A 21,078-nucleotide genomic window follows, 5' to 3' on the forward strand; every position below is an offset into this window, starting at 1 on the left:
AATTAACGGTAACTGTGCCCCGGAATACCCTAAGCTATTTCTTCAGACTTTCAGCTGTCATCGGCATACCCGCATCTATCAGCTGCCGATGCACCTCCAGGAGCTTGCCTTGCAGACCGTCCAGATAGGCATTCAGCGATCTGAACACTTCTTTAGTACCTGACACTCAGCCTGAAGATAAGTTCCACCTATTCGGCTCAATGGCCCTTCCAGTCACCAGTTCTGTGCTTTTTCCTGCTACAGTCATACGCAGGTAGATAGGCACTGGGCCTGATTGATAGTTTTTGGGTTTCTTTAGGTAAAAGAGAATACTGATGTTAAGCTTCATGGCAATAACTTTTAAGGTTAAACAAATGTAGCCTTGCAGTCACACCAAGTCAAGATGAATAACTGTTTTACATCTTGACTATCAGTAAATTATAACCAATCTGGTGAGTAGATATTTTACTCTGATGCACTCACCGCAATACTGCGAAAAAGTGAATAATTTGATACATGCACCAAAACAAAAAAGCCCTTAAATCGCTGATTTAAGGGCTTTTTATGCTAACTGATAAGTTATTCCGCAGAGAGTGAGGGATTCGAACCTACTCCACAACACGTTTATTATCAATTACTTATTGCTCTTAAATATAGCGGTCACCCGAATTTTCCTCCTACTGAGGATTCTAGTGTTTTCCTTAATCAAATTTACCGCTTTATTTCACAATCATCAAATTGAGAGAGTAAAAAGACTATCATCCTTACTACTCAGCATACTTCATTACCATTCACGACGCGTGCATACAGCTAAACCAATCAATGTCGCTCTTCTAGTTCAGCCAGGTCGATCTACACGTGTATAGTTTTGATTACCTTGTGCTCTTTTCTTTTAGGTATCCTATCCACCGCTCCGTTGACCACGGCAAGACCAGGGAGAAAGTCAGGTTCGGCAATAGCAGTTGGCTCGATGCTGCCTATGTCAACAAGAAGGGGAAAGCATGGATGAGCGGAAGCTCGCAGCTCATCTACCACACCGATGATTACGGCAAAACATGGAAGTCTTTTCCCAAGGTAGAACAGAAATAAAATCTTCGATTTTCGACCATCCATTTTGCAAAAGACGAGAGAACAGGACTATTTGGCTCATTCTGGAACATACTCTACAGGACGACCGATAACTGTAAATCCTGGCAGAGGCTGCCGACACCACTATCGCAAGACAAGTACAAAAGGCTATCCAAAGACGACTGACCCGACGTCAGGAAGGTGCGCATGTTCGGTGAGTATTATATCATCAACCAGCAAGGCAGGGTGTTCGTCACAAAGTCGGACAGCATTGATTGGGAGCGACTACGCAACGTTGTTGATTTCGAAGTAACCGAGTCTGATAGACTGTACGTAGTGAAGCAAGACCAGACAGTTGAGCTTTACAATTCCAGTTTTCAACCTGTCTGGCAATCAGCAAGCAAATTAAAACACCCACCCACAGCCATTGCCGTTCGTAACGAAAGCCTGTTTGCCCTTACCTACGAAACAGCTTACAAAATCAATCCAGATGTATTCATAGAATCGGATTTGCTTACGGATGAAGTACCGATTCCAGAGCCTTATGCCACGGTTAAGCACAAAGGTGATTCATATGGGTTCCAGAACAGGGATATCCTGCGCTACGAAAGGAAGAGCAGGCGTTGGTACCGCTTCATGACATCGGACTTCACCATTGGGAAAGCAACCGTTTTTGACAATCGCCTACTCGTAGCTGACGTCTCACCCAAACAGTACTTCGCTCTGGATGCAGTCAATAAGAGGTTCGATGAATACAAGCTCCCCAAGAGTCTCTTCGACACCTCACAGAACAGCATAGCTAAGTTTCACACTGAAACGGGAAGCCAAGGATGCTTTCACTCCGACAACAGCAGGAGACAAAAAGTATGCTATATTTAAGATTGCGGATTATCTGTACCGTAGGAAGCTTATAAAGCACTTATAACAGAAACCTTATTAGATACCTTCTACCATAGTCCAAAGCCTCCCATGGCTTTGCATTGGGCGCAGAGCTTGTTTATTGAAACAGCTTCTAGGTAACAGCGTTTAATATTGCATTAGAAACTTAAGGATGGTTATCACCTAACTGCCACAGCCCTACCATAAAAACGCAATGAATTGCACTGAATTTTGCATATTCCTGATATTAATATACTACTCATAAGCAGAACCTCTTCTGATGTCCTGAGGCTCTAAAGTCTATTATTTACCACTTTATCCGAGTTTTAACACGAGTATACGCGTTTTAACACGGATAATATGAATTGATGAATTGCACCGAAACGCTATTATTTTCACCAGTGGCAGCACGTTTAAAACTGCTGTCTGCTAAGGAGGAGCGGATAAGAACTGATTATTTGCTCTGTGATAGCAGGCTCATGGCATACAGTCATCTTATATTAAGTATGCTGCCTCTAAAAAGTAGTGAGCGTAAGCTGGTTTACCAAATTATTCTTTATATTGTATAGGAGTAATATTATGGAAGAATACCTCGAAACAGCTATGAAAGTGCAAATTTCAGCTTTGGAAATGGGTAAAACCACTTTTGTACATAGTGCAGATAAGCGTATGTTTACGCATATCCAGTAGTTGTACTTCATGCAAAGTATGAAAAATAACCTACAAGAGTAATAGTTACCTCTGAACAAACAACAAGTGTAATAAATCATTATTTTTACCTTTGTATTTAAAGTAAGAGTAACTGTTACCCTCGTTATTTATGGCCCCATTTCATAGAGAAGAACCCTACAATGACTTACCCTTGCTTCCTCCGGATGTAGATCTTGAGACAAAGGAAGTTATGCGAAAGACTGTAAAAGCAGGGCTTTGGCGCAGCTGAACGGAGCCATCATCAACCTGCCTAACCCAAGCCTCTTTTTAGACACAATCCATTTACAGGAAGCCAAGGCAAGCTCTGAAATAGAGAACATTATCACCACAAATGATGACCTCTATAAGTCAGTCGTGGCCGAAAAGAGGTATGAACCCACGGCAGCAAAAGAGGTTATAAGCTACAAGGAGGCGTTGTGGTACGGCTTGGAAAAGCTCAAAGAGCGGCCATTTATCACAACAAACCTCTGTGTGGATATCATGCGATGTATCAAGCAGAACACATCGGGTATCAGGGCTACTCCAGGCACGACCTTATCCAACACGCAGGGCGAAGTAATCTACACGCCGCCGGCAGGGGAAACAGTAATACGTGAGAAAATGGCAAACCTGGAGCGCTTCATTAACGAGGAAAGCACGCTGGACCCTCTCATCAAAATGGCTGTCATGCACTACCAGTTCGAGGCCATCCACCCGTTCATTGACGGTAATGGACGCACAGGAAGGATTTTACTTCTGCTCTACCTGAAAATGGAAAAACTGTTGGATGTGCCTGCTCTTTACTTAAGTGAGTATATCATCCACCATAAGGCGGCTTATTACCAGAAGCTAAGGGCAGTAACGGAAGCAGGAGATTGGGAGGGCTGGATACTCTACATGCTCGACATGATTGAAAAAACAGCCGCCAGCGGACTCCAAAAACTGGAGGAGATCATGGCCGTTATGGAGGCCACTTCAGAGGAAATAAAAGAGAAACTCCCAAAGGTGCACTCAAAAGAGTTGATAGAAATCTTGTTCAGACTGCCGTATACCAAACGCCAATTTCTGATAGACGCGAACATGGGAACACCAAAGACTGTAGGGAACTACCTGATAGCGCTTGAGCAGGAAGGGTTTTTAAAAGCAACTAAGGTAGGAAAGGAAAAACTTTACCTAAACCAGCGGTTGATGGGAGTACTGGAGAGTAAAGAAAAAGCCCGAAAGCACAACACCACCTATAGTGCATAAACGCACTATAGCCCAACCGTTATGCTCAATTATAAAAATGAAGTCAATAAAATTATGTGCTTACACTTTAGTGTTACTGGCTCTATCAAGCTGTAACTTCCTGAACAGCGGGCATAAGACCGATAAGCCGATTAATATAGATAAAAGAAACGCTTTGGTTCAAAAGTACGGACTGATAAATTTCCCAAGTCTGGACCATCCTGTGTTTCTGACAGTCGACGAGTTCTTCGACGGCAACAACGACGAAAGCTCAATCGCTCCCAATCTTACAGTTAAGCCAAAGATTGAAGATTACTATAAAGTCTTACAAAGCTTATCCAAGAACCCAAAGGTGAACGGAGTTTTTTTAGAAGTAAAAGATGTCAATGTTTACGAAGATGGGAAGCTCAGCGATAAAGAATGGATATTTTCAGATATTGTTTATATCGTTGGCGATTTATCAAAAGAACAAATTATAGAAGCTACAAAGAGTCTCCAGCCAGATGAAGTTGAGTATGATCAGGAGGGAAAGGTAAATCAACTAAGGAAGAAGTTTGAGAGTAAGAAAGTGGTTTACTTGTGGTGGGATTAAAAAATTACAGAGCATAACAAAGTTCAGCTTTTATGCTCGGCTTCGCCTCACTCATCAGCTGCACCAATCCGTTATACCAAATTGAAGTCATAAATGAAAATAATTAACTCCACTATCCGACTGTTAGGAATAGCCTTATTGGTAAGCTGTGGAAACTCGGAAACTGTTTCGGCAGTCCAGACAAATAATGAACAAACTATCCAAATGGCAGACAGAATAAACATAGATGAACTGCCTACTACATTAACAAAGCTAAAAAATGGGCAAACAGAATTTGATTTCATTGGCATAACTTCCAATGGAATTGACTGCCTATACTTCGTTTATGAAAATGGCAAGTTCAACCTTGAATTTGAGTCAATGGTTGCAGAGCAAACACCATTCATTGATAAATTAAAAGAATTTGCCCATATGAATGAATTGGAAAGTGTGATGACGACATATGGCAATCAACCACACTATCCATCCGTGACACCAGCACCAGTAATCAGAATTGAATCTAATTCGACCCTTGAAGAGGTGGTAGCATTGGGAAGGAAGATTCAGGCAGAAATCTTTCAGAACAACAGCTCAACTGTATATGATGTGGTGCCATAGACAAAACAACAAGGTATAACCCTGCACAGGCTCCATACTTCGGCTGCGCCTCGTTCACAGCCTGTACTAACCGAAATCTATGATTAAAACAAGGGGTTTGCTCTAAATATTCTTCAATTTTAGTTCATAAGGAGTTCTCCGTTTCACCACCGCCACGATCTGATGGAGGAGCTTGTTTCTGACGGCATTGATGACGCTCATCTTGCTCTTGCCTTCCCCGACCTTGCGCTCATAGTAGAGCTTGAACTCGGCGTTGAACCTGACGCTGTTGATGGCAGCCATATGGAGGATGTGCTTGAGCTCTTTGTTGGCGAATTTGGAGACCCCCGTTCTGCCCATCACGCTCGTGCCGCTGCGGTACTCAAACGGGGCCACCCCGCAGTAGCAGGCCAGCTTCCTTGCGTCGTCCATCTTGGTGAACCCTTGCGTGTAGACCAGCAGCGAGATAGCCAGCACCTTGCCCACGCCCTTGATTGAGGTGAGCAGGTCGTACTTCTTCTTCAGCTCATCGTCTTTGGCGATGAACTCCTGCATTTTCTCCTCCACCTGCTCCATGCTCTTCTCCAGCCCACGGATGGCCTTCTTGTTCACCTGCTCGAGGGTTTTGCCAGAGACAGGATCCACTGCGAGTAGTTCTTTGATCGTGACCTTGATCGATTGCAGGGCTTTGAGCAGCCTTGACCTGTTTGCCTGCAGATCCTTTAAGCGCTCCAGCGTCACACCCGACAGGTTCAGGCACCTGGCCTCTCGCTGGTGCAGGAGCGCATAGCGGGCGATGCGCTGGGCGTCCACCTTGTCATCCTTGCCGCGTACCATGCCGATGCTTCTTTTGATCTGCAGGGCGCTCTCCATCCAAACCCGCACGTCCCTGGCCAGCAGGTAATGCACCACCTGCCGGGTGTAGAGGCCGGTGTGCTCCAGGCAGCAGAGTGTTTCTGCTCCCGCCTCGCAGCCGTGCTGCTTGAGCCAGGCCTTCATTCTCCTAAAACCCGATGGGTTGTTGTTAAGCTTGTGGCAGAGTTGCCTGCTGTCGCTGACCCTGACCAGGCACACATCCAGGCTGTCCTTGGACACATCGATGCCCAGTATAAAAGCAGGGGTTTGTTGTGGAAGTATAAGCTTTTCCATATCTTTTGGTTAAGTTATGCAAGCTGCGGATCGAAACCTTTATAATGGGCCCAAAGCGTCCCGAAAATCTATATGACCCCCGCCTGCGGGTTTATAAAAAAGCAGTCAGTCTGAATCGGTTAGTAGGACCTGTTCGCCTTGTTGGCGGGTAGTGCACTGGCTGCTCTGAAGGTATAAAAGCTCTACTCCTATACCTGGTAAAAGGGTGCTGGGTGTATTGGAAAAATAATATAGGGCTAAGCTAAAGGTTGAGTGAAATAGAAATTAATGAAAAAAGAACTTCTCGCCTCGGCTATACTTTCTCTTATAAGCTTCTCATGCAGCACCAAAGAGAACGTTGAAGTTGAAAACACACAAATAACTTCAAACAGTAAAGCTGTAACTGAAAGGCATGAATACTGGCCACTTGAAAATGAAATGACAAGGGAAGACACAGTCCTTCGACTGGATGACCAGTATCACATAAGCATGATTACCCACAGCTTAAATGATAGTTCAGCTGTATACACAATAACTGATGATATGGGAGAAATCATTATACATGCCCATAATAGAGAGACAAAAATAGAAATACTTAAAAACCAGAAGCCTTTTATAAAATCAGTCCTGAACAGGAACATCTTTAGCGGTAGAGACAAAGACCTTCGGCATTCTGGCGCATCGTTTCTTAGGTATGGAAATGGTGAGTTTCTTTTTGTAGTGGACGCTTGTGTGCCAGATTCAGATGTATGTGACGCAGCAGAAGTAGCTATTGACCAAAATGGGCAGATAAGGGTGATAAGGTATATTGGGCAAGAAGAAGAAACAGAAGATTAAAAATTACTCCACTCAACACAGTTTATACCCTATGCTCCGGCTGATGGCCTCGCACAAGGTATACACGAGACGTTAATGTTCACCAAAACTATAAAGATAGAATGAACAGGTTTCAGCTCGGCCTTATACTCTTAGTTCTCTGTTCTTGCTCTGAGACAGAAGTTGAGAATCAAGTAATAGCTTTGCAGAAAGAACCTGTTGATACTTTTCAAACTACAGGTATCACGAAAGTCAATGGTGTATACGTACTTGATACAGTTGCTATACTTACCAATGATAACCTTGAGCCGCTTCTAACAGAAGTGGAAAAAGCGGGATTGGTTAGGTATGATGATGTAACAGATATTCCGCCTTTCATCAGAGTGTTTCTCGAAAGCCAGATTGGGGGAGACATCTCAATGGTAAACTATGGGGAAGACTGGCAGGAAACAGATGTTATTGAAGAAGGGCTTGCCGACAGGCAACTAGTATACCTAGGTATGGACAACACTTTAGTTTTACTGGTTTACCATACGGGTGGATTTGGGAAGGCAGAGCATGTTCTGATTTTCAAGCACAGAGAAGGAGAAATAACTGACTTTTGGAAAGGCGTCATTTTGAAAACACTCAAGACCAAAGAAGAGATAGTTGCATACTTGAAAGAAAACAAGGACACGGAGTGGCGTATTAACTTTAACCGAGTGTACTTCTAAATCTGTCTGAGAATTAAAAAAGAATGGCATTCGCTAACCCGGCACAGGCTTCATACTCGGCTTTGCCTCGTTCGCAGCCTGTACAATCCGTTGTGTATCATCTAATTATAAAAAGAAGTCTAATGAAGTGTTACATGCTGATAGCTTTAATTTTGTTTGCTTTTACAGTTTGTAATGCTCAAGTTGTAAATAATAAGGTATTTCAGAATGATAGAGAGACAATCCATGGAAAGGAAATACAGAATTTTAAGAATAATGGGCTGAGCATTTACTGGGTAGTAGCAGATAGCAGTAAAGATTTAATAAGAACAAAAAACTATGTCCAGAACTCTGATAGCATGTTTGAATTAAGCTTAACCAACTTGCAATCAGACAGTGTGAGTGTAGTTGTAGTGGAGTATAGCCCAAAGAATACTGAGTTTAAAAGAATAACCAACTACACTTTCCATAAAGGTGACCAAGGCTTGAGATTTGAAAACCATCGTCAAACTGTATTGGCTGGAATTTCCTACCCGACTGATTTTAGTTGGACAAAGGAGGTTGGGTACCATGAAAAGTTAGATGATGAAGTTTACAGGAGACTTGTTGCAAAAGTCTTAGAAGGGGAAAACTGACATCACACAACAAAGTATAGCAGTCACGCTTCGGCTGAAGCCTTGCCATCTGCTATACCAGCACGTTGGCAGCAAACAAAAATCAAAATGAAAAAAAAGCATAATCTTTTAATTTGGTTCATCATATCACTGGGCGTCGTATATCAAATCTATAAATTTCCAGAAAAACAAAAGAAAGAAGAAATTATAGAATTGTATCACCAGGGTGAGTTTCAACAATGTAAAAAAGAACTTGAGGCTTATTTAGAAGAATATCCTAAGGCAGAGGGAATGAGGACTTTCTTAGGTACCGTTAATATTGAATTGGATGATACAGTTAATGCAGAGTTCGCCTATATCAAGGGACTTGAGATAAATCCAAATGATTATAAAGCGACTGTAGGATTAGGTGTAATTGCTAGAATGAGGGGGCAATATGAAAAAGCGAGAGAAATATATAATACAGCTTTAAATCTGAATCCGACAAATCCAGAGGCTTATTCGAGCCTATTAATGCTTGAATTAAAAGAAAAAAATTATTCTAAAGCGGTAGAACTAGGTGAAAAAGCTAAGCAGCTACTTAAACCCAAAAGCTCTCTTGGGATTCTAGGTAATTTAGCTATAGCGTACCATTATAATAATCAGTGGAAAGAACGAGATCAAATAGTTAGTCAGCTTGAGGAGATGGATTACAAAGATGTGGTGTATCTTAAAATGATTATAGATGGATCAATTGATTTAGAAGAAATGCTTTAATAAGCCTGCTGCCAATCGAGTAGACGGCCCCGTCAGCTAACGCTGACGGGGTGCGCCTCTCACACCACTGTACAAGCGGGTCTCGCATACAGCGGTTCGTTAAGTTGTGGAGCTACTTTCTTATAGTAGTCGAGCAAAGATTCGTACCCCCTTTGGGCCAGCCTTTTCACCGTTGCCGTCGTGATCAGCATCGGGCTTTGAGCCACCGCCCAGCCCCCTTTCCTGGTCCTGCTCCAGGCGTAGGCCTGACCCTTCGGGACACCCAGCCGGATCAGGTTCTTCCTTTTCCGTTCAGGCTTCTTCCAGTCATGCCAGATGCAGTGCCGGAGCCGATTTCGTATCCAGCTGTCCACTTCTTTGAGCTTGCCTTGAATATTGGCCAGCCGGAAGTAGTGGACCCAGCCTCTTTGGGCCTCTTTCAGTTCCTGGACACGTTCCTCGAAAGAGCAGGGCGTGGTTTTGCGGGTGATGGCCTTCAGCTTCTGCTTGAGTCTCTCCCATCCCTTCTTTGCCACCACCAGCTGGTATCTGCCCTTGTCGCCTTTCCTGTAGGTGGGCACAAAGCCGTGGCCCAGCATTTGAAAATCCACCGGCCGCCTGATACCCGACTTCTCCCGGTTGATGGGCAGCTTCAGCTTGTTCCTCAAGAACAGGAATACAGCGTTTCCAACCTTCCGGGCAGTCACTCCACTGTTTGTGTAGACACTGAAGTCGTCAGCATAGCGGACATAGCGCAGCCCTTGCCGCTCAAGGTCCCTGTCCAGCTCGTGGAGCAGGATGTTGGAGAGCAGCGGCGAGAGCGGGCTTCCCTGCGGCACGCCTTTCCTGCGTTTGACCAGTCTCCCGTTAATAAGGATGGGAGCCCGCAGCCATTTGCGGATCAGGCGCAGGGTCAGGGGACACTTTACCTTCCGGTAGAGTAGTTGCAGCAGCAGGCAGTGATCCACCTCGTCGAAGAAGTTGGCAAGATCTATATCAACAATGTACTGATAGCCTGCGTGGATGTACTTATGCGCCTGCTGCAGGGCTTGGTGGGCGTTGCGGCCCGGAAGGAAGCCGTAGCTGTGCTCGGTGAACTCCAGCTCAAAGAGCGGTGCTATCACCTGATTCACCGCTTGTTGCAATACCCGGTCAGTGACGGTGGGGATGCCCAGCATTCGGGTCTTGCCGTTGCTTTTAGGGATCTCCACCCCCAGGATGGGCTGTGGCAGGTACCTGCCGTTGCAGATGGCCGTGGCGATGGCGTCCCTGTTTTTCTTCAGGTGCTGGGCCAGCTGCTCCACGGGCATACCGTCCACGCCGGCCGAACCTTTCTTGGCCCGTACGTGCGTGTATGCCTGGAGCATGTTGCCCCGGTGGAGTACCTTCGCTATCATCTGTTACTACTGTTTGTAGAGTAATCTCTTCTCCCGCTTAAGGCAGGGCTGGCCGAGGCCTCCCTGCCGAATTTGGGAAAACTTAACGTTTGGTCCTTGGGCAGCTTGTGAGACCTCCGGGTGCTTCCCGGCTCGTTGCCGCTACCTACTACGACCGCTGCTGACTTCTCCCTGTGTTCACGACACCGGGAGACCTCCCCAGGTAAGAGCACCTTCCTTCCTCCGATTCCTGGCACATCTACATACCAGCGCTTGTTGGTCAGGAGCGTTGCAAAGATGTGCTTGCTTACCCGCGCTAATATGCCTCTTATGTACTTTCTGTTCGTCAGTACCGGATTTTGCAGTCCCGCTTTCTTCACTGCTGCCTCACGGCCAGCCAGCTTGCGGCTTACTAACAGGCTTCACCAACTCGCCTGTAAGGGACTTGCACCCTCTGGAATAATATGATACCTTTAGTATCAGGAGCCCATACTGGGCGCACACAAAACCTATAAAGTAGCTACGCCACTTCATAGCCCAATCCGTTATGTGAAATATCGAAAAAAATCAAATGAATTTAACTTGGATATGGCGGCTTCTACCTTTCATTTTGTTGTTAGTTGCCTGCAACGGGAACAGAGAGCTTGATGAAAGGTATAATAGCGAAACAGGCTTAACAGAACGGATTGAATACTATCCGGATGGAAAAGTAAGAGCCAGGGGCTTTTTCAAAGAGGGCAAAGAGCACGGAGAATTTACCCACTATTACCAAAGCGGCAGTATTGAAGAAACAAGTGTTTACCGGAATGGTGTCTTAGACGGGGTTTATAAAGCTTTTTATCCGAACGGTAAACTGAAAGAGAAAACCTACTATTCTGAAGGGATGCCAGCTGGATGGGGTTACGAGTACAGGGAGAATGGTAAGAAGCAAGCAGCATATGAATATATCAGGTTTGAGGACGACTACATAGGCAATCAAAGAATAAGGTATGATGAAACTGAAAAAATTATAGCTGACAGCAGCCACTACATGACAGTTTTCAGTAACAGAGATACTATATCTTTAGGGGAAGAGATAAGACTGCGCTTTAAATTAGAGGCTCCCTTTTATGGGAGTAAAAGTCAGGTACGACTGCACATCGGTGGCTTTGGCGAGAAGTACAGACTCATAAACCCTGCAGCGACCGATACAGTCAATGGTGGTGGATTGTCAGCGGAGTTTGTAGTTCTTCCCAAAAAGAAGGGAAAGCATGTGGTGCAAGGACGTTTGGAGGATTATAGAGTCGAGCAGATAAGTGCTGAAGAAGCGAAGAAGAGGCTTAAGGTGGAAGTAGAGAATCCCGAGGAGATAGGAAATGTAACAGAGAGTGTTTATATCTACTTTACAAGAGAGTTCTATGTGAGATAGCCATTCTAGATGAAAAGGTCTGAGCAGGCCGAATCAAATCAACTAAAAAAGTAAAACTAAAGCACATAACACGGCACAGGCTCCACACTCGGCTGCGCCTCGTTCGCAGCCTGTACTAATCCGTTCTGCGGTATTCTGAATGAATAAAATTAAGGCGATACTTATATTAATAACAGTAACTGTGCTGTTAGTCCTGTTGGTACTTAGGGTTATAAGTGTTAAAAATGCTGAAAACCAAGATATATCTTTAGACAAGAAACTGGCACGTGAACATGGCTTTCTTGCTGCGGAGTATGTACCTGTTAGAAGTAATATAAGAATTGGTGAATCAGTGGTAGCTCTTGGTAGCGCATGGATTCATGAACCGATAAAAGTGAAACATCGACTATTCATTTTCGACAGCTACTATGTCAAATCAGCAAATGGAGAGCCAAGTTTAAAATATTCAGCGGGGGGTAGTGGAAATGGCTTTGTGCTTACTGTTGCAAGAAAAGACACTACATTAAAAGAAATGTTCTTCGCTAAAAGTGGATTGCCTGAATTAAAGCTTTACTCGCTAGAAAATGAACTAGTTGATGAAAAAGGTAACCGCTTTGGAGTAGAAAATCACGCAAGGGTTGATACGATACAGCTTTATATAAAGAAAGCAAGCATTGTTCCTGACCGTCCTATAGGTTCGGTAACTGAATCTGATTATGTTTTATATAAAATAGATTTGGACAAAGAACCTGCTGATTCAGTGTTGTTGGTCAAAAAGCGGTAAAACTTCTTCGCCTAACAAAGCACAGGCCTCAACGCCTTACCCGTTGCCTATACCAGCACGTTAGGCTCAAACAGCAATTATTGGAAAGACTATACTACATATTAAAACTTCAGCTGGATAATCAGATTAACTACCTGATTTGGTTTTCTGATGACCTTGATGGTTTGGTAGTAGTTTCTTCTACAGCTAAAATAATAGCATTTAAGAATAAGAAAGAACTGTTAGAATTTGCAAAGAATAATAAATTAGTCATTCAAAATGAAGAGCCTGTCCTGCATGATTTGGATTACATTCAAGACTGGATAAAAAGCGGGGCAATTGAGATAGATTGTCAGAAGGCTTTGGTTGCTTGGAATCTGTTTACAGATGTGGTGACGACGCTGAATCTTGAATTTAAGGGAAATAAAAAGAATAAAATTAGAAACAAGATTTAGGACAAACTCTTCTTTGGGTCAAATATACCTGCAATTACTCCAGAAGGAGAGGAATTTGCTCCTAAATGGACAAAAGCAGAGTTAACTACAATGGTTGACATTATGAAAGAAGGTATAGCAATTTCAAGAAGCAAACTGCAAGAAGTATAAAAATGTCAGAGCCTAACCAAGTGTAGCAGATAGGCTTGTTGACACAATACCTCTGCTACACGAGTAACGTTGTATGTAACTTAAATTTATGAAAGACTTTAGTTACATAGACTCAGAGCTTTTAAAGAAGGCATATCTCTCACAATTGCGTCCAGATGAAATTTGCTGGCAACCAAAGGACATTAAAAGTGGGATTGATGACCTCACCAAAAAAGGCAAGAAAATCGGAGCTATTACAATTTATTTTAAAGCAGAAGATAAAGTCTATTGCCCAGTGTGGGGTGATTGCTTAACACTGGAGAGTGGTAATGATAATTACCTGAAGCTATTCGATGGTATTGAACTTGATAAAGATGTTGATTATAAAATGATTTTTCAGTTAATCGACAAGTTTGGATTGGTTATATCTAAAGACTATGATTGGTCAAAAGACAAAGCTAATTTTAAAAGTAGTGTTCCAAGAGAGCTGGCAAGGTATGACCTGAATGAAATGTACTTCTGCCTAAACATTGAATAGAAAAGCAACATACAACAAAACCTATAGTGCATAAACTCACCATAGCAAAGCCGTTGGATACAATTAAAACTATTAAAAAAATTAAAGAAAATTAGCAGCTTAATACTTTTCATCGACGAAAGCTTTGTTCATTTTATGAGTAGCCTTACAAAACTTGTGCTTATATCTATAGCTGTAGTATTTGCTCTTTCTACTGCTATTAGTGTATTTGTTATTTCAAAAACGAAAGAAACAGACGCTTATAAAGCCTCTCAACTGTACATAGAGAATAACCCAGCAGTTTATAATGAAATAGGCAAAGTAGAAGGGTACGGTTTTTTTGTATCTGGAAGTATGGTGAATTATCCAGAAGGGGGAAAAGCTCATTTCAGCTATACCGTTAAAGGGAGTAAGAAAAACTCACCGATCAATATAGTCTTGGAAAAAGATTCACTTAATGAATGGGTAGTTAGGGATTTCTGGATGCATAATTAATTCATCATAGACTACTACCATACTATTAAATAAGAATGCAGTTCCTTTATTGAGTGCCACTCGAAGGTAAAAGTTAGAAGATGGACCAACTCTTAAAGGTTATTAGATACGGAAGAATAACTATATCCAACATAGTGCATACTTAACCCTTGCTTCGCTACGGGTTTCGGCTGCACAAGTAACGTTGACCGAAATAAATAATTATATGAAAAATGTTAGGTTACTAGTGGCCTTGATTGCTACACTATTTTTACCCCTCGGTCTTTTTGCAGAAACTTGGGATGAACCATGGCAGAAAGAAATAATTAGAAACGCAGACTATTTTGTTCTTGCAAAAACGCTTAGCGATGATTCCACGGGAACAAGAGTAGAAATAGTAAAGAGTTTTGGGGATAGCAATTTAAATGGGGTTGTAAACATATCAGGCTTTTACATGCTGGATCTTAAAAGTTCATCTGGCCATGGTTTGCACTTGCCTCTCATTGCGAATGAAACTTATTACCTTTTGCTAAAGAAAGGAGAAGAGGGCAATTATAGCTTACCGACGCCTACTTCAGGCTTTGCGTTATTGGAAGATGGTAAGGTTATGGCAACCTATCGACACAGTTATCATAAAGCACTTGTTTCTCAAGAAATTTACGAAGATACTTATAAAGAGATCTGGAGTTACCATAAGGCTAATAAGTTTGATTATTCAAAGGTTTCGGATTTTATAAAGTCTTATTTATCTAAAGATCCAGCTGGGTTTGATGAAGAAGAGATCGAGACGTTCTTTATACAGCATGTTGCATTAGAAACTGCATTCCTACTTGATATTAAAGTTGAGCTAGGCACTTTGAAAAAGTTTATCGGAACTGACAACTTTCATTCAAGAGTGTCTGCCTTACAGCTTCTAAAGAACGACGATTCAAGTGCGTCGGCCCTATATCTTTTCAACTTCATCTCCGATAAAAAAAATGAAAATTTTGAAAAGGTGATAGCTATCAGATCGCTTTGGGAAGTTGGAGGGGAAACGTATCGGAAAAAATTAATGACAATACAGAAAAAGTTGTCGGATGATGAAACAGGGTTTGGCGGAAACATCATGGACCCGCGAGTAGCAACTAGCTTTCCTAGTCCTAGACAGGCTGTGCTAGAGTTGAGCAAAAGGTAAAATTACTTAGGTCAACAAAACCTATAAGGTAGCTACGCCATCGTTTAGCAAAGTCCGTTGGCAGTGAAAGAAATTATGAAAAACTCTCTACAACTTATGTTCCTGTTACTTCTAATCTCATGTGGGAGTAGTGACGAGAATGTAAATGAAAGTACTGTCAATAAGGTTACTGAACCAATTTCAAAAACAAAACAAAAAGTTCTATTCGAACGCATAAGCTTTTCTATATTCCCCGGTATGGGGACTGAAAGGTATAGCAAGGACGTAGAGATAAATAATGATAGTACCGTCTACTACCGTTTGAGAGAAAGGCATAGCGAAACCGTTGTTGAAAACTATATAGCAAAGCTTGATTCACAAAGTATGGGAAGAGTGTATGGATTAGTGGACTCTATTGATTTCAATAGCTTGAAAGAAGGCTTTTCTTTTGAAGAAGATGGAGCATTTCACTCTTTGCAATTCGTGTTCCACAATGGAGAAGCAAGAATAGTTGGAACCTTGCAAGGTGAGTTGGAAGAGACGCTTTATGGATTATTGGATATTGTTGAAAAACAAAATCTAATCAAGAGCGAGAGTAGGAATTTTAGCACTACCGCAGACGTATTGATTCCTCCCCCACCAGCCGCGATCAGTATACCCTATGACAGTTTAAAGAGAAAATGAAAAACTACCTCTGCCAACACAACTTATAAGGTAGCTACGCCACCTCATAGCAAAGCCCGTTGGGCAGCATAAGTATTCTTATGTAAAAGAAAAGGGATATAATCAGGACTCCTCAAGCTCCAGCTCCAAATCCTCGATTGAAGGGAGGCTTCCCTTTAAGTTTCCTCTGTAAGCTAGTACTCCGAAACACCTATTGGCTTATCAATGTTCTTCAGGGCGTACTCTGAGACCACCTTGTTCTTGTCCTGGCAGATAAGCAGCCCGATACTTGGTTTGTCTTGCTCTGTTCGCAGTTTGTCATCTATCACGGGGAGGTAGAAGTTCAACTTACCGGCGTACTCAGGAAGAAACTTGCCTTTCTTGAGCTCAATGACAACGTAGCAACGCAGTTTGAGATAGTAGAAGAGCAAATCCAGCTCCCAGCTCTAACAGAAATTTGGTAATGTGCTGTGTTAAAGCGCTCTCCAGGTCCTTCTCCTGGTAATCTTCCGTTAGGGTCAGAAAGTCAAAGATATACGGGTCCTTTAGCATTTCCCGGGCTAGGTCTGATTCAATCGCCGGGAGCTTCAGATTAAAGCTGGTCAGGCTCTCCCCTTCTCGCTGGTAAAGGCTGGACTTAATCTGCAGACTCAGCACATTTCTGGACCAGCCATTCTCAATGGCTTTAAGGATGTAGAAGAGTAGCTGCTGCCCATCCTTTACATTATCCAGCAACACCACATGGTGTGCTCAGGGCAATTGCGCAACCGGTTGTTGCGTAAATACAGATCCAGGGTAAGAGAAGTAACCTGCCGCATATACAGCAGGTTCCGGTAAAAGAAGCCCTGCAGGTCCGGGAGTTCCTTGCGTATGTCATCAGAGAGTGTCCGAAGTTCTTTTGATCCCCAACCTTTAGTTTGCTGCTGCGCCAGGGTGATGTTCCAACGCAACAGCACTGGCCAGTAGCCCTTGTAAGCGGAACAGGTGCGGGATGAGTAGGCGCCCGTCACCCCGCTTGCCTGTAATCGCCCTTAAGAGGCAGATCCAATGTAATGCCGTTCCCCCTTTCCATTCAGGAGTTTGGTGATATCCTCTGAGCGATAGTAGTGCGTGCCCCCCACCTTGACCGAGGGTAACGTGCCTTCCACCCGCAGCTTCTGCAGCGTGGAAGGAGAGACCTGCAGCATGCGCCGCACCTCGGCAGACTTGAACACTTTCTTCGGTGCCTCAGCCAGCTGCTTTCCAATCAGTTTTACCAAGTCTTCCAGCAGCTGCCGGTGGGCTTGGAGAAGGTCTTGCTTGGTGATGATTTCTATGGGCATAGTCGTGCTTGTTTGGGTTACAGTTGAAAGATGCCCTGTTATCTCCCCTCCTTTTCACAACATGAGCCCTAATAGTGAAAAACTTTTTTAGCCACAGGCCAGGGAAGTATACTCCGCTTGAGTACAACATCTTATCATTTTAATCTGAACCAAGCTGCATCAGGCTTATGCACAACTGATTAAGCATCTTACATCCAAGGCTGATACAACTAAACCTTATCCCTCATTGACTGAGAGAACCTAGCTATCAACAGAAGTCAAAAGAGGGATAGATTCCCTTTAGATCCCATGCTCTAAGCCATTCCGAAGCCAAGATCCAACGTCACTTGGTTTGGCGCAAAGGTAGCCTTGCGGACCGGACACAGGTGCGCTGCGCCAAGGTAGTCCAAACAAAATGGGTATCCACCTGCGGCGGACCCTCCGCATTTTCTTTGGCTCCACCTTGCCTTTAGTCCGGCGCCGAAGGCAGCGGGGGCACCATAATCAATTTCCTCAAACTAAAACGTTATGATTATGGAAAAGACCGTCAACACCTTCGCCAGAGTAGCCGAGATCAAGCTCTCCTACCGCAACAAAGTAAAGCCCTCCGAAAGACCGCAGGTCACCTGCTCCACTGACTCCTACAATGTGCTCAAGGAAAATTGGGACACGGGCAGGATCGAGTTCGTCGAGCAGTTCAAGGTCCTGCTGCTGAGCCGGGCCAACCGGGTGCTGGGCGTCTACGAGGTCTCCACCGGGGGCGTTTCGGGCACCGTGGCCGACCCCAAGCTCATCTTCGCCGCCGCTCTCAAGGCCTGCGCCTCGGGCATCATCCTCTCCCACAACCACCCCTCAGGCAATCTCCAGCCCAGCGCGGCCGACCTGCAGCTGACCAAGAAAATGAAGCAGGGCGGGGAGCTCCTCGACATCGCCATCCTCGACCACATCATCCTTACCAGCGAGGGTTACTACTCCCTGGCTGACGAGGGGCTCCTTTAGCCCCTCTTTCTTTGGCAGGAGCCGGAAACGGCCCCTGCCCCCTTCCATTCAATTTCATCAATTAAAATCTAATCCTATGAACGCCTATCAGAAATTCAACCACTTGGCAGAGCAGGTGACCAATGAAATCATTGCTGAACTGCAGCAGGGAAAAGCCATCTGGCAAAAGCCCTGGAGCACGTACGGGCTTCCCAAGAACTACGCCTCCGGTCGCCCCTACGAGGGCTTCAATGCCTTCTACCTCCATCATGTCACCGGGAAAAACAATTACACGGCGCCATACTTTATTACTTTTAAGCAGGCGCAGGAACTGGGCGGCCGTGTCAGGAAGGGCCAGAAAGGCACCCCCATCGTCTACTGGAAGATCTATGAGGCGAAAGAGAAAAAGCAGCCAGTAGATTTAGCGGCCGAGGGGAAAGACCGCCCCTGCAACAGGTTCGTCCCCTTCCTCTGGACCGTGTTCAACATTGATCAAGTGGAGGGCGTGGACTTCCGGCTGCCAACCATGCCAGAGCAATCCGGACAGCAAATCATCGAAGCCTGCCAACAAGTGGTGAACAGCTTCCCCTCCCCGCGCCCACAGATACAGTACGGCGGAGCGCAGGCCTATTATGCGCCGGCCCAGGACATCGTACAGGTGCCCAACCTCAGGTGTTTTGTTTCCCCGGAGGCCTACCACGCCACGCTCTTCCACGAGCTGATCCACGCCACCGGCCACCACGCTCGTCTCAACCGCTTCTTAGAGGATGAAAAGTCCAGCCGCTTCGGGGATGAGGCCTACAGCCAGGAGGAGCTGGTGGCAGAGATGGGCGCCAGTTTCCTCTGCGCCTTCACAGGAATAAAGGAGGCCGTGTTCCAAAACTCGGTAGCCTACCTGCAGGGCTGGATCAGCCGGCTCCGGGAGGACAAGACGATGATCATCTACGCCGGCACCAAGGCCTTCAAAGCGGCCAGCTATATCCTAGATCTGAAAGCCGAACAAGACAAAGGAGCATCACTTGCAGATAAGCAGGCTGCTTAGGGAAAGTGAAGGGCTGTCTGGTAAAGCGGATGGCCCATTCCATAACACTTATTCGGCTCAAATAAACGATACAAATGAGCCGAATAACGACTTGAATCGGCTCATATAAACTACGATGCGCTTCCATAAACTTTTCCCAATTGTGTATCGCCTTGTGAAAAAACTCAGTGCTGCTCCTCGATCTTTAAAAGGAGTCAAAAATATGAAACACAAAAGCCTTTCTCAGGCTTCCATGCTTTCCACAGCACGGCAGCTACTCAACGAAAGTGCTTTCACAACTGCAAAAGATAAGAAATGATGAACATTCAACAGATCAATAGCGAAATCGCCATCACCGATTTCCTGGCAAGCCAGGGCATACACCCCGCCTACAAAAGGGGCTGTGACTGGTGGTACATCTCTCCGGCCCGTATGGCCGAGCGCACTCCCTCCTTCAAGGTCAACACGCGCCTGAACCGCTGGTACGACCACGGCAGCGGGGAGGGCGGCAAAATCTTCGACCTGGCCATGAGGCTCCACCGCACCGCCTCGATCCGGGAGGTTATCCAGCTCCTCTCCCAGCAGCCTATACCTTCAGAGGCAACAGCGACCCTCAGTATACAGCCAACAGGAAAACCTACTAAGGGGCAAAATCCGGCTGTCACACCAGCACCCTCCACTAGTATCAAAATACTGGAGGCAAAGCCCTTGGAGGACAATACCCAACTGGCAAACTACCTGCAGCAGCGCGGCATTAGCCTCCATACGGCAGCCCCCTTTTGCCAAGCGGTCAGCTTCTCCATCGGCACCAGACATTACAAAGCTATTGGATTTCCTAATCGCTCAGGCGGCTATGAACTGCGTAACAGCTGGTTCAAAGGATCCTCCTCCCCCAAGGACATCACCTATATCAATCACGGCGTCGGCACGGTCTGCCTGCTCGAGGGCTTCATGGATTTTCTCTCGCTTCTCGAGCTTCGGTCACGCCTTCAGGTCAGCACCAGCTTTCTTGTCCTCAACTCCCTTGCCCAGCTAGGCAAGAGCTTGGACGTGATCGGCCGGCACCGGCAGGTGCTTCTCTTCCTAGACAATGATCAGGCGGGTAGAATGGCGAGTGAGCGGCTGCTACGATCAGAACTGAACTGCCGGGACCTCTCCTCCACTTACCAAGACTATAAGGATGTAAACGAGCTGCTGGTAGCAAAGCCGCAACTGGCAAAACGGCTGCTTCAAGGAATCAGCGGTTGGAAAGGAGTTAAGATGAGACTTTAAGAGAAGAGAGCAATACTGTGTTATTGTTATGCAGGGAGTCGAACCATCTAGATAACCTATTCACTATCAATTGCATAATACTCTAAAATACAGCGCGTACCCGAATTTTCCTCCTCTCCGAGATTCTTATTGTCTATCGTGGTCAGATTTACTTCTTTATTCGAGCAATATCAAGTTGGGCATTTAAAGGGTAAACTTTCTTGTCCAAGGCAGTTCAAAATAAAGGAATTGACACAAACATTTCTACTAATCAGTCCGATTAGGTAGACCAAAGCCCTCAATTATCGAATAATCTTTTCGAAGATTTAACTGCCATCTCTGATTTTTGCCCTACTACTAAGTGACTGAGCAGCAAGCAAGAGAGGAGCTATAGCTTAAATGACTATAGCTCCTCTCTTGCTTATTTAGCTCTGGTTGATAAGATTATATTATGTACAACTTATTTAGAAGGTACTGTTTTATAAAGACACTGTTTATTTGATGTAGATGCATATTGTTAGATATTTCAAATAACCTTATTGTTTTATTCAAAATAATCTTGATAAAATTTAACTTTATTGTACTTAATAAGTATATTTAAAGATTAATATGCA

The 21,078-nt window shown here is 44.6% G+C and carries 25 protein-coding genes and 1 pseudogene; 19 read left to right on the top strand and 7 right to left on the bottom strand.

Annotated features, from left to right (window positions below):
* Positions 1-34 precede the first annotated feature (34 nt).
* Positions 35-166: a hypothetical protein gene (locus tag AC5FX6_RS10615; RefSeq protein WP_493597028.1), complete on the bottom strand. Its 132-nt coding sequence runs from the start codon at positions 164-166 to the stop codon at positions 35-37.
* Complete coding sequence (locus tag AC5FX6_RS10620) at positions 167-328, bottom strand: Arm DNA-binding domain-containing protein (RefSeq protein WP_493597029.1); 162 nt, start codon at positions 326-328, stop codon at positions 167-169.
* Positions 329-858: 530 nt separating this feature from the next.
* Here AC5FX6_RS10620 and AC5FX6_RS10625 point away from each other — a divergent pair.
* The 5 genes from AC5FX6_RS10625 (at position 859) to AC5FX6_RS10645 (ending at position 5,032) form a co-directional block, all read left to right on the top strand.
* Positions 859-1,068, top strand: a complete 210-nt coding sequence (locus AC5FX6_RS10625) for a hypothetical protein (protein ID WP_493597030.1) — start codon at positions 859-861, stop codon at positions 1,066-1,068.
* Between the two features lie 180 nt (positions 1,069-1,248).
* On the top strand, positions 1,249-1,926 hold the full coding sequence (locus tag AC5FX6_RS10630; protein ID WP_493597031.1) for a hypothetical protein: 678 nt from the start codon (positions 1,249-1,251) through the stop codon (positions 1,924-1,926).
* 927 nt (positions 1,927-2,853) lie between these two features.
* Positions 2,854-3,864 (top strand): Fic family protein, encoded by a 1,011-nt coding sequence (locus AC5FX6_RS10635; RefSeq protein WP_493597032.1) that lies wholly within the window; start codon positions 2,854-2,856, stop codon positions 3,862-3,864.
* 37 nt (positions 3,865-3,901) lie between these two features.
* A complete protein-coding gene (locus tag AC5FX6_RS10640) occupies positions 3,902-4,435 on the top strand; it encodes a YfbO family protein (RefSeq protein WP_493597033.1) in 534 nt (177 codons plus the stop codon).
* Positions 4,436-4,528: 93 nt separating this feature from the next.
* Entirely contained in the window at positions 4,529-5,032 is a 504-nt protein-coding gene (locus AC5FX6_RS10645; protein ID WP_493597034.1) for a hypothetical protein, read from the top strand.
* A gap of 102 nt (positions 5,033-5,134) precedes the next feature.
* Here the strand turns inward: AC5FX6_RS10645 and AC5FX6_RS10650 are convergent, their stop codons facing one another.
* Complete coding sequence (locus tag AC5FX6_RS10650; RefSeq protein ID WP_493597035.1) at positions 5,135-6,160, bottom strand: IS110 family RNA-guided transposase; 1,026 nt, start codon at positions 6,158-6,160, stop codon at positions 5,135-5,137.
* Positions 6,161-6,427: 267 nt separating this feature from the next.
* Between AC5FX6_RS10650 and AC5FX6_RS10655 the strand changes: the two genes are divergently transcribed.
* The 4 genes from AC5FX6_RS10655 (at position 6,428) to AC5FX6_RS10670 (ending at position 9,017) form a co-directional block, all read left to right on the top strand.
* Positions 6,428-6,976 carry a hypothetical protein gene (locus AC5FX6_RS10655; RefSeq protein WP_493597036.1) on the top strand — a complete coding sequence of 183 codons (549 nt, stop codon included), beginning with the start codon at positions 6,428-6,430 and terminating at the stop codon, positions 6,974-6,976.
* A 101-nt stretch (positions 6,977-7,077) separates the two neighbouring features.
* Positions 7,078-7,668 (top strand): hypothetical protein, encoded by a 591-nt coding sequence (locus tag AC5FX6_RS10660; RefSeq protein WP_493597037.1) that lies wholly within the window; start codon positions 7,078-7,080, stop codon positions 7,666-7,668.
* Positions 7,669-7,802: 134 nt separating this feature from the next.
* Entirely contained in the window at positions 7,803-8,282 is a 480-nt protein-coding gene (locus AC5FX6_RS10665; protein WP_493597038.1) for a hypothetical protein, read from the top strand.
* A gap of 87 nt (positions 8,283-8,369) precedes the next feature.
* Positions 8,370-9,017, top strand: coding sequence for a tetratricopeptide repeat protein (locus AC5FX6_RS10670; RefSeq protein WP_493597039.1), 648 nt, complete (start codon positions 8,370-8,372; stop codon positions 9,015-9,017).
* A gap of 59 nt (positions 9,018-9,076) precedes the next feature.
* Here the strand turns inward: AC5FX6_RS10670 and ltrA are convergent, their stop codons facing one another.
* On the bottom strand, positions 9,077-10,393 hold the full coding sequence (gene ltrA / locus AC5FX6_RS10675) for a group II intron reverse transcriptase/maturase (RefSeq protein ID WP_493597040.1): 1,317 nt from the start codon (positions 10,391-10,393) through the stop codon (positions 9,077-9,079).
* Between the two features lie 550 nt (positions 10,394-10,943).
* Between ltrA and AC5FX6_RS10680 the strand changes: the two genes are divergently transcribed.
* The 7 genes from AC5FX6_RS10680 to AC5FX6_RS10710 all read left to right on the top strand — a co-directional run bounded on the left by AC5FX6_RS10680 (position 10,944) and on the right by AC5FX6_RS10710 (position 15,934).
* Positions 10,944-11,780 carry a toxin-antitoxin system YwqK family antitoxin gene (locus tag AC5FX6_RS10680; protein ID WP_493597041.1) on the top strand — a complete coding sequence of 279 codons (837 nt, stop codon included), beginning with the start codon at positions 10,944-10,946 and terminating at the stop codon, positions 11,778-11,780.
* Positions 11,781-11,919: 139 nt separating this feature from the next.
* On the top strand, positions 11,920-12,543 hold the full coding sequence (locus AC5FX6_RS10685; protein ID WP_493597042.1) for a hypothetical protein: 624 nt from the start codon (positions 11,920-11,922) through the stop codon (positions 12,541-12,543).
* 80 nt (positions 12,544-12,623) lie between these two features.
* The gene (locus AC5FX6_RS10690) at positions 12,624-12,977 is read left to right on the top strand and encodes a hypothetical protein (protein ID WP_493597043.1); all 354 of its coding nucleotides are present in this window, start codon (positions 12,624-12,626) and stop codon (positions 12,975-12,977) included.
* 238 nt (positions 12,978-13,215) lie between these two features.
* Entirely contained in the window at positions 13,216-13,644 is a 429-nt protein-coding gene (locus AC5FX6_RS10695; protein WP_493597044.1) for a hypothetical protein, read from the top strand.
* A gap of 135 nt (positions 13,645-13,779) precedes the next feature.
* A complete protein-coding gene (locus AC5FX6_RS10700) occupies positions 13,780-14,118 on the top strand; it encodes a cytochrome c oxidase assembly factor Coa1 family protein (RefSeq protein ID WP_493597045.1) in 339 nt (112 codons plus the stop codon).
* Between the two features lie 205 nt (positions 14,119-14,323).
* Positions 14,324-15,271, top strand: a complete 948-nt coding sequence (locus AC5FX6_RS10705; RefSeq protein ID WP_493597046.1) for a hypothetical protein — start codon at positions 14,324-14,326, stop codon at positions 15,269-15,271.
* Between the two features lie 57 nt (positions 15,272-15,328).
* Positions 15,329-15,934: a hypothetical protein gene (locus tag AC5FX6_RS10710; RefSeq protein ID WP_493597047.1), complete on the top strand. Its 606-nt coding sequence runs from the start codon at positions 15,329-15,331 to the stop codon at positions 15,932-15,934.
* Between the two features lie 173 nt (positions 15,935-16,107).
* On the opposite strand, the pseudogene AC5FX6_RS10715 reads toward AC5FX6_RS10710, so the two are convergent.
* The 3 genes and pseudogenes from AC5FX6_RS10715 to AC5FX6_RS10725 form a co-directional block, all read right to left on the bottom strand.
* Positions 16,108-16,654 (bottom strand): annotated as a pseudogene (locus AC5FX6_RS10715) (PDDEXK nuclease domain-containing protein).
* Entirely contained in the window at positions 16,633-16,923 is a 291-nt protein-coding gene (locus AC5FX6_RS10720) for a hypothetical protein (RefSeq protein ID WP_493597048.1), read from the bottom strand. Before AC5FX6_RS10720 ends, AC5FX6_RS10715 begins: the two are co-directional and overlap by 22 nt.
* A 21-nt stretch (positions 16,924-16,944) precedes the next feature.
* The gene (locus AC5FX6_RS10725) at positions 16,945-17,235 is read right to left on the bottom strand and encodes a helix-turn-helix domain-containing protein (protein WP_493597049.1); all 291 of its coding nucleotides are present in this window, start codon (positions 17,233-17,235) and stop codon (positions 16,945-16,947) included.
* 513 nt (positions 17,236-17,748) lie between these two features.
* Between AC5FX6_RS10725 and AC5FX6_RS10730 the strand changes: the two genes are divergently transcribed.
* The 3 genes from AC5FX6_RS10730 (at position 17,749) to AC5FX6_RS10740 (ending at position 20,485) form a co-directional block, all read left to right on the top strand.
* The gene (locus tag AC5FX6_RS10730) at positions 17,749-18,213 is read left to right on the top strand and encodes a JAB domain-containing protein (RefSeq protein WP_493597050.1); all 465 of its coding nucleotides are present in this window, start codon (positions 17,749-17,751) and stop codon (positions 18,211-18,213) included.
* 76 nt (positions 18,214-18,289) lie between these two features.
* Positions 18,290-19,234 (top strand): ArdC family protein, encoded by a 945-nt coding sequence (locus AC5FX6_RS10735; RefSeq protein WP_493597051.1) that lies wholly within the window; start codon positions 18,290-18,292, stop codon positions 19,232-19,234.
* 294 nt (positions 19,235-19,528) lie between these two features.
* Positions 19,529-20,485 (top strand): DUF8464 domain-containing protein, encoded by a 957-nt coding sequence (locus AC5FX6_RS10740; RefSeq protein ID WP_493597052.1) that lies wholly within the window; start codon positions 19,529-19,531, stop codon positions 20,483-20,485.
* Positions 20,486-21,078 lie beyond the last annotated feature (593 nt).

The sequence above is a fragment of the Pontibacter sp. LHS2 genome (assembly GCF_058932845.1).